We start from the raw sequence: 11887 nt of genomic DNA on the forward strand, positions 1-11887 counted from the left end.
TGTCTGAACAAGACCCGCCTGGCGCGCGACGCCCGGCACGCACGCTCGCCGCGTTGTCGGACTCATCCACGTACGTCCAGTACGAGAATGATCCTCCGCCTTGCGATCGCACGCACCGACGAGTCATCAGCCCTCCGCGGCGGGCACGCGCCCGCCCTGCGGGCGGACGGCACTATGTGTCAGACACGGCCCAGGGGGCCTGCCCGGCGGGTCACGCGTGGAGCAGGAGTCGGATCGAGGCTTGGCGCAGAGGCGGCTCCAGCCGGGCCCATTCCGCCTGCGGCAAGTCACCCCGCCCCACATGGAACGGAACGATCAACGCGCCTGACAGTCACCCGAGGACCCGCCGAGGCCAAGCGTTCACCGCGGCCGTATGCCGGTGGAATCCGCTCGTCGCCCAGGTGGAGCCGTCGGCGGTGACCGCGAAGCCCTCCGTGTCCGGCAGGGCCTCCAGCCAGTCCCGGGCCCGGTCACCCATGGCGTACGCGGCCGTCGCCCGGGTGTCGGCGGTGGTCAGCCCTGCCGGGCAGACCACCGTGATCGAGGCGAGGCCGCCGACCGGGGCCTCGCCCGTGCGGGGGTCGATGACATGGCACCCCCGTTCGGCCGGACCCGAGGTGGCCACCCCCAGATCGCCGCGGGTCTCGACCACCAGCGCCAGCGCGCCCGGACGCAGCGGATCGGCGATCCCCACCCGCCACGGTCCGCCCAGCAGTTGGACGTCGCCGCCGCCGTTGAGGCAGACCCCGCCGGCACCGGCGGCGGCGATGGTTCGGGCCGCGCGTTCCACTGCCCAGCCCTTCACTAGTCCTGTCGGGTCCAGTCCCCCCGCGTAACCGGTCGTGAACCATCCCTCGCTCTCCCGTTCCGCCGCCGCGCACAGCTCCAAGACCTCGACGACCTCGGGCGCACAGTCGGAACGGTCCAGTTCGCCCCGCCCCAGCCGCGTGATCTGGCTGTCGGGGCGGTACGTCGAGAAGATCTCGTCGGTACGGTGCAGTGAGAGCACGGCAGCCCGGAGCGCGGCCCGTACCTCGGCCCCGTCCCGCGAGCCACGGATGTCGAACGAGAAGACCGTGCCCATCGACTCCTCGACATGGCGCAGCCGTTCGCCGCCGGTCCCCACTCAGACCCCGGCCTTGTCGAGGGCACTCTGGAGCGAGTCCTCATAGCCCTTGCTGGTGTAGCTGGCACCGGAGACGGCGTCGATCCCCGAGCTCTGCGCGGTGACCGCCGCCTGGTTGAGTTTCGGTACGGCGTTGGCGCTGACCGACTTGCTCTGAGCGTCGGAGTCGGGTGCCTGACGCGCCTCCGCTTTGACGATTCTTCCGCCGCTGAGGGTCAGCTCCACCTGTACGGGGCCGTACTGGGTGTCCACCGCGTCACCGAGCACCGTCCGCCGAGCCGGGGCCGCGTCGCCGGCCGGCGGGGGCTCGTTCGCGGGCGCCCCCGCCGGGGGCGCCTCGCCCACCGGGGCCGCGTCGTCGGCCGGGGCACCGTCCGGCGCCGGGACCTCGCCCGCGGCCGGGGCGCCGCCCGCCCCCTCGGCCGCAGGCACGGACGCCACCACCCCACCGGCGGGCGGCGCGGCAACTCCCGCCACCGACGACCCGCCCGGCTGCTTCAGGGCAAGCAGCAGGACGATGCCCGCCGTGGTCGCGGCGGCACCGAGCATGATCCGCCGGAGCGGATGCTTCCTCTTCATCGGCTGTCTCTCACATCTCGAAGGATTCATGATGAATACGGCGGTCGGGCACACCCGCCTCGCGCAGTGCCTCGTACGACTGGCGGGCCAGCCCGGTCGGCCCGCAGACATAGACGTCGTGGTCGTCGATGTCCGGCAGCAGCTCAAGCAGCCGCTGCGGAGTGATCTCCGGCCGGACCCCGTCCGGTCCGTTGACCGCGTACAGCAGCCGCGCGCCGCGCGCCGCGGCGATCTGCCGAAGCTCGCCCCAGAGCGCCAGGTCCTCCGTCTTGCTGGCCCGGTAGAGCAGGGTCAGGTCGCCGGGCTCGCCGGGGAGCGTCTCGAACAGCGCCCGCATCGGGGTGATACCGGCACCGCCCGCGATCATCAGCACCTTCTCCTGGCTACGCCGGGCCGCCGTCATCGCTCCGTACGGTCCTTCCGCCCAGACCCGGGTGCCGGGCCGCAGCCGCGATACGGCCTCGCTGTGCTCACCGTTCGCCTTGACGGTGATCCGCAGCAGATCGGGGCGCGGCGCCGCCGAGAGGGAGTAGGGATTGGAGCTCCAGCGCAGCCCGTCCGTGAGGAACCGCCAGCGGAAGAACTGGCCGGGCTGCGCGCCGAGCCGGTGCAGCCGGCGCCCGGTGATGAGGACGGAGACCACGCCCGGTGACTCGTACACCGTCCTCTCGACCCGCATGCGATGGCGCCGGTTGAGCCGGATCGGCGCCAGCACGCGATACCAGATCAGCAGGAGACCGGCCACGCCGTAGAGCACGTACCAGAGGGTGCGTGCTGTCGGGTTCGCGACGAACTCGGCGCCGGCGGCCAGCTGATGCCAGAAGGACAGATACACCGCGACGTAGGTGAGCAGATGCAGGTAGTACCAGATCTCGTAGCGCATCCTCCGGCGCACCGCCCGCGCGGAGATGAAGCCGATCATCAGCAGGAGCGCGGTGCCGATGGTCGCCTCGATCATCCGGGGGAAGTCGAGGACGATGATCAGGGTCTGCTCCACCAAACCGGTGTTGGCCTGGACGGAATAGCCTCCGACGGTCAGCAGGAGATGGGCGAGCACCAGGCTGACGGCGAAACGGCCGCTCATCGCGTGCCAGCGCGCCACCCGGTCCGAGCCCACCCGCCGCTCCAGCGCCGGGACCCGGGCCATCAACAGGACGACGACCGCGATCGTGTAGCCGCCGAGCAGTCCGGTGAGGCGGCCCGATCCGAGCAGCCACTCAGCCAGGTCGATGTGGACGACGGGCGTGTTCTGCCACCACAGGGCCATGACGCCGATCGCGCCCGCCCACCACATCGCCAACAACGGGCGTGCGCCCTGCCGTTGCGGGCGAATCGCGCGCATGGTCTGCCGTCTGGCGGCTCGGCCGTTGTGCATTATCGCCAAGGGACAACTCCTCGATTCTCCTCGGTGCCCGTCCATACGGATTTGAGCGAGGGCGAGTTCAATCGCGGAGCGGTCCGTGGATAGTCGACCAACGCTGCCCTCACGCGGCGGCGTCCGAAGGCGTAGAGCGCCGACGGTCAGACGCGCAGCAGGTCGGTCGACACCCTCCAGAGGCGCTTGGCGGTGGCGGGGTCGAGCGCCCATTCCTTGACGCCGTGCGGGTGCTGTGCGAGGTCGGCGTGGTTCGGGACGGTGTAGGCCTCGTGTGAATCGTCGAGGTAGTGGCCTCCGGAGTGAGCGAACTCCGGGGCGACGGCCGCGACGATGCTGGTGGCAGCCCCCTGCTCGACCGTTTTGTAACTGAAGACCCCGGCCGCCTCGGCCGCGTCGAGCGACGCCTTCTGTTGCGTGGTGAAGTTCCGCTGGAGTCCCGTCGCCACACCGCCGGGGTTCACCGCATTGGCAATGATGCCGTCGGATGCCCAGAGGCGGGTCGCTTCGACGGCGAATAGAGAATTCGCCGTCTTCGACCGGGCGTAGGCGATCTGCGGGTCGTAGCCGCGCCGCTCGAAGTGGAGGTCGTCGAAGTCGATGCCGGAACGCATGTGGGCCGTCGAACTGACCGAGACGATCCGTGCTCCGTCGCGGTCGTGCGCTCCCAGCGCCAGGGCGTCGTGAAGGCAGGTGGCCAGGGCGAAGTGGCCGAGATGGTTCGTCGCGAATTGCAGCTCCCAGCCCTCACGGGTTCGTTCGAGGCCCCCGGTGACCACGCCCGCGTTGTTGATCAACAGGTGAAGCGGGCCGTCCCACGCGTCGACGAAGCGCGTGACGGTGGTCCTGTCGGTGAGGTCGAGCCGGACAACTCGGGGCCGGATCTTCCCGGTCGACTTCTCCATCGACTCGGCGACGGCGTCACCCGCCGTCGTGTTCCGGACAGCGAGCGTCACCTCCGCCCCGGCAGCGGTCAGCACGCGAGCCGTCTCGATCCCGATGCCGGAGGATCCTCCCGTCACGATCGCGCGGACGCCGGTGAGGTCGATGCCCCGCAGCACCTCGTCCGCGGTGCTGGCGGCGGTGAAGGGCGTGGAGATCGGTTCGCGAGTAGTCATGGCGGCGACTATACGCACTAGACTTGATTTGTATAGTACGAGCCTGGCTCGTATGCTCATCTCATGAGCACTCCCGATGCCGGCCACGGGCCGTCGACAGTCGCCGATGCCGACCGGCGAACCATGGTGCTGGACTCCGCCATGGTCACGTTCGCGCGATTCGGTTACAGGAAAACCTCGATGGAGGAGGTGGCACGGACGGCGAACATCTCCCGGCCCGGGCTCTACTTTCTCTTCTCCTCGAAGGAGGCTCTGTTCCGTGCCGCGGTCACCCAGACCTTGGAGCGGGACATCACAGCGGTCGAAGACGTCCTGGCCGACACCGGCCGACCCCTTCCAGAGCGCCTTGTCGAAGCTTTCGACCAGTGGGCCGCCCGCTACATCGGCCCGCTGACACGCGATATCGCGGTAGTCATCGAGGACAACCCCGACCTCCTCGGAGAGATCACCAGGACCACGCCGCGACGTTTCGAGAAACTGATCACAGACGCCATCGCCGTCGAGGCAGGGCGGAAGGCGGCTTCCCCTCTGGCGCAGACGATGATCAGCGCATCGATCGGCCTCAAGCATCAGGCCGCGTCGCGGGAGTTCTACCTCGAACGACTAAAGATCGCTATCGATCTCCTCGTGCGCTGAAGGCGCTTACCGAAGCCGCGCGAGAGAGCCCGGTCGCCTCGTAAGGCCGCGGTCGTCTCGGCCTCGACGGACGGCCCGCCCGTCGAGGCGGAATCACAGTCCGGCCCGCGACGTCATCCCCGCACCGGGCACCTCGCACCGCACGCCGAGGGGATCGCGACGACTGGGGCGTGTCCGCGAAGGAGCGCCGTCCGCCCGCAGGGCGGGGCCCACGGCGGCTGGTGCGGTGCATCGCGAGGCGGAGGATCGGCGTTGTGGATGGACCGGACGTACGTGGCCGACTGAAGACAACGCGGCGAGGTGCCGTGCCAGGCGTCGCGGGCCAGGCGGGACTTTGCGAGACACGCCCTAGGACGGAGGACACGAATCGATCGTCGGCGCGGGTGACCCACCTGCGCCCTCCACGATGATCCGGGCCCTCGGGGCCGTCGGCCACGGAGGGACGCCGGGCATGGTTCCGCGTGAGGGAGACGACGTCGCCGCCGTCCGGCCCTCGCCCTCCGCACCCCCCGCACCCCCCGTGCCTCCCGTCCACCGCGTCGATCCGGCGCGGACGGCCAGCCCGACTGTGCAGGAGAGTTGGCGCAGCGCGGCGGCGCCGAGCGGAGGCGTACCGGCGGGAAACCGGATCACGACGCTGTCGGCGTCGCGGTCGGTTCCGACGGTGACGTCCGGCCGGGGCGTGTTCGGGGGCAGAGCGGTCGCGAGGTCCTCCGATTCCGCGCGGGTCGGACCGGCCAGCAGCTGTCGTACGGCCGAGGTCACCGGATCCAGACCGGGGACACGGTCACGGGCCACCGCGCGCAGGGCCACTCCGTCGTCCGGCTGCGCGTCCCCTGCTTCCCGCCCCGCGCGGTCGAGGAAGTAGACCGCGTTCGAGAGCGCCATGCCGGTGGCCGGTTCACCGACCTCGACGACCCCCGAGGGCGGCACTCTCCGCCGCCGCGGACACCCGGCGACGGGTCCTCGTCACCCTCCCCTTCGGCGTCCGCGTCCTCGCCGCGTGCCAAGGAGTCGTCCACCGGTCACCAAGTGGCCAAGAGCGGAACGGGGATCTTCAGCACGGCCGCCGCGGACGGCGGCCCCGTCGGCAAGGGCACCATCCGCCGGTACACCGTGCAGGTCGAAGGAGGAACCGGGATATCGGCGTCCGCCGCGGCGAAAGAGATAACGGACATTCTCGGCGACCGGCGCGGGTGGACCGCGAACGGCCACGACGGCTTCCAACTGGTCTCCTCCGGACCGATCGACTTCGAGGTGAAGATCGCGACGCCGGACACGGTGGACCAGATCTGCGGCGCCGCGGGTCTGCACACGCGGGGAGAGGTCAACTGCAACGTGGGCGACCAGGTGATCGTCAACCTCAAACGCTGGCTGACCGGATCCCCTCAGTTCCCCGGCCCACTGTCCGAGTACCGCGCCCTGATCATCAACCACGAGGTGGGCCACCGGATCGGCCACGGCCACGAGGGCTGCCCGGGCCCCGGCCGCCCGGCTCCGGCGATGATGCAGCAGATAGACGGTCTGCAGGGATGCCGGGCCAACGCCTGGCCGTACAACACCAGTGGCGTCTACCTCAGAGGCCCGAGCATGCCGTGACCGGCGCCCGGCAACGGCGCGCGGTGCTGCTCGCGGGCCGCGCCGTTGCCGGGCGTCGGCGTGTCGGCGTGTCGGCGTGTCGGCGTGTCGGCGTGTCGGCGTGTCGGCAAGGATGCGGTGGATCTGGATGGCGGTGTGGGCGAACCATCTGGCAACACGGCGACAGGCTCAGGGAATCGACGTGCCCAGGTTGGAGGGACGGAGCAGGAGGAGCGCGACGTCGTCACCGCGTCCCTCTCGCATCGTTTCGTCGGACCGTGAGAGCAGGTTCTCGCACAGCCCGTCGAGTGTGCCCGGCGGCGTCTGCGCGATGTGGTCCGCGAGATCCCTCATGGCTGATCCCATGTCGATGCCGGGCCGCTCGATGAGTCCGTCGGTGTACAGAACGAGCAGGCTTCCGGGCGGCAGCGGGACCTCGGCCGAGCGGTACTCGATGTCCGGGTCGATGCCGAGCAGCAGGCCCTCCGGCAGGTCCAAGACCCGGCTGCCTTCCTCGGGAAGGCTCAGGATCGGCGCCGGGTGGCCCGCCGAGGCCACCAAGGCGCGGCGGCGGGGCAGGTCGAGGTGGGCGCAGACGCAGCTCGCGAAGAGGTCTCCGCCGAAGTCCGTCAGGAGCCCGTTGACACGGAAAAGGACGTCCTCGGGTGGCGCGCCGGCCTGCACGTGAGTGTGTACGGCGGCGCGGACTTGTCCCATCAGGGCCGCCGCGGAAGCACTGTGTCCCTGTACGTCCCCGATTACGGCGGCCACGCTGTCCTCGCCGGTCCGGATCACGTCGTAGAAGTCACCGCCGACGTCGAGCGTGTGGGTCGCCGCGCGGTAGCGGGCGGCAACCTCCAGGCCCTCCACGATCGGCAGGGTCCGCGGCAGCAGCCCCACCTGAAGGCCCCGCGCGGCCCCGGCGCTGACGTCGTGGAGCCGGGCCCGCTCCAGTGCCTGGGCGATCATCCAGCTCAGCGAGGTCAGCTCGGCGCGCTCCTCCGGCGGGAACTGGCGCGGCTTGTCGTATCCGAGCACGAACGTTCCGATGGTGCGCCCGGAGACAGTCAGCGGCAGGAAGGCGTACGCACTCATCGCCACCTGCTTCTCGATGTCCGGAAAGTCCCGACGAAGTGCGGTGTTGTCCGTGTGGAAACTGGCGACACCCGATTCAAGGGTCTGCACTCCCTCCGTGCCGGCACTCAGCGGAAGATCGCGCATATGTTCGGTGATCGCCGGCGGAAAGCCGTGGGAGACGACAACACGGATGCGGCCCTCGTCCGCGATGAGCAGCAGAAGCCCTTGTGCGTCGAGGACGGGCATCATCTGCTCGACGAGTGACTCCGCGACCTCTTGGACGCCGGTGGCCTCCGCCAGTGCGGAGATCAGGTGCAGGAGTCGGAACAGGCTATGGGCGGGGACGGAGACCGGCGGATCGCGAAGGCTCTGTTCCCCCTCGGGAGCGACCTCAGGCGCCGCGATCTGCATGGTGACGCCCGTTTCTCCGGGGTGCAGCACGAACGCCAGCCACGTGCCGTCGGGACGCTGGCCGGTGAAGTTCGTGGGACGGCGACTGACGGTCGCGAACAGATAGGCATTCTCGGCAGCCGGGTCCCACAGCCAGGACAGCACCTCCCAGATGGGTATGCCGAGCGGCCCTTCGGCGTCACGCTCAAGCAGTTCACCGGCCGTGGCGTCCACGAATGTCACCCGGCCTTCCAGATCGAGCCCGAGGATCCCGCCGGGCAGGCGTTCGAGAAGTTCGAGCCCCGGGTCACTGTGCAACGGCGGTGGTAGGGGCAGCGAGCGCGGTTCGTCCCCGGGCCGCAGCGGCTCGCCGGATTCGTCGGCACGGCGCAGCGCTTCGGCCATACGGAGGCAGGAGCCACTGATCTGGCGTTCCTCGCGCCCGGACGGCGGGGACATCCGGCTTGCGGGCCACACCAACAGAAACGCTCCCCAGCAGGTGCCGTCAAGGACCAACGGGGCAACGTACATGGAGGCCGGAAACGGGAACGCCAGCGACGCACGGGGGTAGCGCTCCGCCATCTCCTGCTGGCCGCCGACCCACACCGGGTGGCACTCCCGGATCGCCTCGGCCACTGGGACGTCGGACGCCAGTGCCCACCGCCACCACGGCCACGCCATGCGTGCGGCCATCCCGGTGCCCACCGCCATGCTCACGGCGTTTCCGGGCGCGTACAGGTAGACACTCGCAAGGTGGGACCCAACGGCTGGGGCCGTACGGACCACCTCGCGGTCCAGAACCGCCCATGCCTCCCCCGCGGCGCCTTCGTCCTCATACACGCCCAGTACGACCTCTCGCGTCGAGGGCCCTGTCATCCCACCGACAGCTTGGCCCCCGACGTCGGAGAGATATTGATACGACTATTTTGTCACGTTTTCTTCCTAAGTATCCCTAGGGCCATCTCTGTGGCCCAGGCACACCAGCGAGGCGTCGGCGATCCGCAGACCGTCGATACCGTGGACGCGCGCAGATCCGTACCGATACAGCCTCGTCGTCCGCGCCGATGCGGCAGGCGCTCACCGGGTGGGACAAGGCTTCGGCGTGCGCGATGTGCCGTGCCACGCGCAAGGCGGTGACCATGCGGTCCACATCCCCGCTTTCGGTCACATAAGCGGGGTGTGACGACCGTGAGAGCACCGGCATCACCGGCGACATTCCTCTCGGGCCGGAACACCCCTTCGCCCTCGGGAGCACTGCCATCTTCACACTGGGTGAAGCCTGCTTCCGCTGCCGCGTCATGGAGACCCTGCGGGAGAGCCCCGGGGGCGCGCCGGACGGCAACAGGCAGCTGAGAAGAGAATCTTCCGGGCGGTGTCGAGAACGTGCGATCGGCTCCGACGTCCTCTGTGAAAGACCCTGACCCCGCATCTGCGGGATCGAACTGAGGGAGACAGATATGACCACCGCCGGTTTCGACTACGCCATCACCCGCACCCTGGAGGCCCCGGTCGAGCAGGTCTGGGCCGCCTGGACCCGCGCCGACCTGTACGGACAGTGGGCCAGCGCCGAGGAGGTCGTCCTCGATGTCCGGCCCGGCGGCGCCTGGAGTTCCGTCATGGTCATCCCCGGCGGCACCCGCGTCCCGCTGTCCGGCCGCTACGCCGAGGTCGTGGAGAACAAGCGACTGGTGATCGGCATGACCGTTCCGGGCCGCGAGGAGCCCGCCCTGATGAACGTCGACCTGGCCGCCGACGGCGACCACACCCGGATCACCCTGTCCCAGACCTTCGAAAGCACCGAGGAGCGCGACCAGTCCGAGTTCGGCAGCAACATGCTCCTGGACGGCCTCACCGCCTTCCTGGCAGCAGTCTGAGCTTGCTGTGCAACGTCCATTTCCGGAAGGGCAGTTGAGTGCCCACCGGTGAGTGACGGGTCGGTGCGACAGCGGTGCGGCCTTGGTGTGATCATGTGCGTCGTCGAGACGCTGTTGATCATGCCAAGGCCGCGAGGGTGAGTCCCCTGAACGACGCTGTCCCGCGTCGAGTCCTTGACGGTGTTGTCCGGGTTCCGGACCAACTTCTACGACCGTCTGACCGTCCGGGACGACGCGCTGTTCGAACTGACGGACGCGGTTGCCGTGCACCGAAGGACCGAAGGACAGGTGCGGTCGCCGGTCGCCGGTCGACCTCGCACCTCGCACTGGCGCCGGAGCACCACCACGGACACGGCGCCCTCCACGCGGGGCTCAACCGCGGCCGTGCACACGGTCGACGCGCAGGGGCCGCTGTGGCGCTGGTACATGATCACCGGCGCCTCCCCGGGCGAGCTGAGCGTCAGTGTGAAACGCCTCGACCGGGGCCGCGTCTCGTCGCAGCTGCACGAACTGCGCCCCGGTGAAAAGCTGTTGATCTCCGGCCCCTACGGCACCCCCTGATCTCGCCGGCCCGACGAAACGCTGCTGGACCTCGCCGAGGTCGCCGGGCTGGGCAGCCCGCGGCATGTCGCGCCGGCGCGTGCGGCACCTGCCGCCAACCGGTGAAGAGCGGCACGGCGCATCTCCTCACCCCCGCCGCCCCTACGTGGCCATGACGTTCGGCCGCACCCCGACATCGTTGTCGGAAGAGCGGCCGACACGGGGCGCGGCCCTACCGGATTCGGCCTTACGGTGTGTAGACGGCGTCACCGCCGTACAGCTGCCTGGTGAACGCGGAGACATCGGCGCTGCGATCGGCGCCGTCGAGGTTGTACGTCAGATAGACGCCGTACCCCTCGCTGACGGTACGGCGTGCGAGGTCGGCAGCCGTGCTCTGCGAAGTTCGGCCGATCTCGACGGCCGCCGGCGACAGCTTCGACTTGGGCAGTGCGATGCCGGGGACCTGCCAGCTGCCGTAGTACGGGTTCCACGCATAGTCGAACGTGGACGAGACGTCGACGCCGCCGTAGGAGAGCCGCGACGCGGCCGGGCCGATGTTGTAGAGGCTGATGACCTTGTCCGGCATGTTCGCGCGCAGCGCCGTCATCAGGTGCACGAACGAGCTGGCGTTGGGCTGGCCGGTGCCGTTCCTGCCGTACTCGGCGTATTCGTCGTCGAAGTCGATGCCGTCGAGGCCGTACTTGGCCACGGCGTCCGACAGTTGTTTCGCGAACGCCGAAGCCGCCTGCTGAGTCGGGAAGTTGGCGAACCCCGCGCCCTGGTGGTTGCCGAGCACCGAGAGGACGACCTTGATGCCCTTCTGCTGCAACGGCCGTATCTGCGTGGCGGCGTTGTCGAGGACGCGCTGTACGTTCTCGTTGAAGTGCAGATACGCCGTCTTCGTGCCCGTGTCGTAGTTGATGTTCGCCGCGAAGATCACGGCTACGTCGAAGACGTTGCCGCCTCCGCCGGCGAGGGTGTACTTGCCGACGTTGAGCAAGCTGTTGTTGTTCACCTCGACGTACGCCACCGAGGTCGGCCCCTGTTTCGCGGGGGCGGGAGCGGGAGCCGCTGCCGCGCCGGTCGTGGCGGTCGTGCCGAAGGCAAGGGCCGATACGACCGAGAGCGCGAGCGCGGCCGTCCGGACTCTGCTCCGTACCAGAGTGAACATCGTTGATCGGTCTCCCATCGCACGGGTCGGCGCCCGGCCTGTTCGAAAGCGCCGAGTGAACCCTCCGAGTTTTCCGCCCCCATGACCGAATCCCGGGAATCTTGCACGAACTCTCACGACTCCCACGCACGATCCATCTCAACCCGGCGCCTGCGCAAGGGAGTTGGTGCGTTCAATTCCACGGCCGACATGCTCCTGAGGGAGATCGGGCGGGCCCTCGCGCATCCAGGCGGCGTCGGCGGGCCGGTCTGTCGACAGCCTCCCGGTCATGGGCTGGCCCCGACCGGTCCGGCCCTCAGTTCCGCCTCCGAAGCGGTTCAGCGCCGGTTTGAGCTGTACTGAGATTTGTGGAGTCCCTGATGCCAGGGTTACGGTCCTGGCGAAGGAGATCCACCAGCACCATGCCAGCACCCCGTAAATACC

12 protein-coding genes are annotated in these 11887 nt (G+C 69.3%); 5 read left to right on the top strand and 7 right to left on the bottom strand.

Features of this window, described 5'->3' with window-relative positions; all coding sequences use genetic code 11:
• Window positions 1-331 precede the first annotated feature (331 nt).
• The 4 genes from ACIBBB_RS35865 to ACIBBB_RS35880 all read right to left on the bottom strand — a co-directional run bounded on the left by ACIBBB_RS35865 (window position 332) and on the right by ACIBBB_RS35880 (window position 4198).
• The gene (locus ACIBBB_RS35865; protein WP_398989623.1) at window positions 332-1084 is read right to left on the bottom strand and encodes an FAD:protein FMN transferase; all 753 of its coding nucleotides are present in this window, start codon (window positions 1082-1084) and stop codon (window positions 332-334) included.
• A gap of 42 nt (window positions 1085-1126) precedes the next feature.
• Window positions 1127-1705, bottom strand: coding sequence for an FMN-binding protein (locus ACIBBB_RS35870; protein WP_398989610.1), 579 nt, complete (start codon window positions 1703-1705; stop codon window positions 1127-1129).
• 10 nt (window positions 1706-1715) lie between these two features.
• On the bottom strand, window positions 1716-3047 hold the full coding sequence (locus ACIBBB_RS35875) for a ferric reductase-like transmembrane domain-containing protein (RefSeq protein WP_398989612.1): 1332 nt from the start codon (window positions 3045-3047) through the stop codon (window positions 1716-1718).
• Window positions 3048-3226: 179 nt separating this feature from the next.
• Window positions 3227-4198, bottom strand: a complete 972-nt coding sequence (locus ACIBBB_RS35880; protein ID WP_398989613.1) for an SDR family NAD(P)-dependent oxidoreductase — start codon at window positions 4196-4198, stop codon at window positions 3227-3229.
• Between the two features lie 63 nt (window positions 4199-4261).
• On the opposite strand from ACIBBB_RS35880, the gene ACIBBB_RS35885 reads away from it, so the two are divergent.
• Window positions 4262-4834 carry a TetR/AcrR family transcriptional regulator gene (locus ACIBBB_RS35885; protein ID WP_398989615.1) on the top strand — a complete coding sequence of 191 codons (573 nt, stop codon included), beginning with the start codon at window positions 4262-4264 and terminating at the stop codon, window positions 4832-4834.
• 348 nt (window positions 4835-5182) lie between these two features.
• Here ACIBBB_RS35885 and ACIBBB_RS35890 read toward each other — a convergent pair whose 3' ends face one another.
• Window positions 5183-5767 carry a GerMN domain-containing protein gene (locus ACIBBB_RS35890; RefSeq protein WP_398989625.1) on the bottom strand — a complete coding sequence of 195 codons (585 nt, stop codon included), beginning with the start codon at window positions 5765-5767 and terminating at the stop codon, window positions 5183-5185.
• On the opposite strand from ACIBBB_RS35890, the gene ACIBBB_RS35895 reads away from it, so the two are divergent.
• A complete protein-coding gene (locus ACIBBB_RS35895) occupies window positions 5660-6433 on the top strand; it encodes a DUF3152 domain-containing protein (RefSeq protein ID WP_398989627.1) in 774 nt (257 codons plus the stop codon). The two genes, ACIBBB_RS35890 and ACIBBB_RS35895, sit on opposite strands and share 108 nt — an antisense overlap.
• A 168-nt stretch (window positions 6434-6601) precedes the next feature.
• Here the strand turns inward: ACIBBB_RS35895 and ACIBBB_RS35900 are convergent, their stop codons facing one another.
• Window positions 6602-8719 (bottom strand): SpoIIE family protein phosphatase, encoded by a 2118-nt coding sequence (locus tag ACIBBB_RS35900; protein ID WP_398989617.1) that lies wholly within the window; start codon window positions 8717-8719, stop codon window positions 6602-6604.
• Between the two features lie 617 nt (window positions 8720-9336).
• On the opposite strand from ACIBBB_RS35900, the gene ACIBBB_RS35905 reads away from it, so the two are divergent.
• From ACIBBB_RS35905 to ACIBBB_RS35915, 3 genes are all read left to right on the top strand, one after another.
• Window positions 9337-9753: an SRPBCC domain-containing protein gene (locus tag ACIBBB_RS35905; protein WP_398989619.1), complete on the top strand. Its 417-nt coding sequence runs from the start codon at window positions 9337-9339 to the stop codon at window positions 9751-9753.
• Window positions 9754-9933: 180 nt separating this feature from the next.
• A complete protein-coding gene (locus tag ACIBBB_RS35910; protein WP_398989629.1) occupies window positions 9934-10314 on the top strand; it encodes an FAD-binding oxidoreductase in 381 nt (126 codons plus the stop codon).
• The gene (locus tag ACIBBB_RS35915; protein ID WP_398989632.1) at window positions 10314-10469 is read left to right on the top strand and encodes a 2Fe-2S iron-sulfur cluster-binding protein; all 156 of its coding nucleotides are present in this window, start codon (window positions 10314-10316) and stop codon (window positions 10467-10469) included. Before ACIBBB_RS35910 ends, ACIBBB_RS35915 begins: the two co-directional genes overlap by 1 nt.
• A 71-nt stretch (window positions 10470-10540) precedes the next feature.
• On the opposite strand, the gene ACIBBB_RS35920 is transcribed toward ACIBBB_RS35915, so the two are convergent.
• Complete coding sequence (locus ACIBBB_RS35920; RefSeq protein WP_398989621.1) at window positions 10541-11464, bottom strand: endo-beta-N-acetylglucosaminidase H; 924 nt, start codon at window positions 11462-11464, stop codon at window positions 10541-10543.
• Window positions 11465-11887 lie beyond the last annotated feature (423 nt).

This window comes from Streptomyces sp. NPDC051217 (genome assembly GCF_044455465.1).
GTDB lineage: Bacteria > Actinomycetota > Actinomycetes > Streptomycetales > Streptomycetaceae > Streptomyces.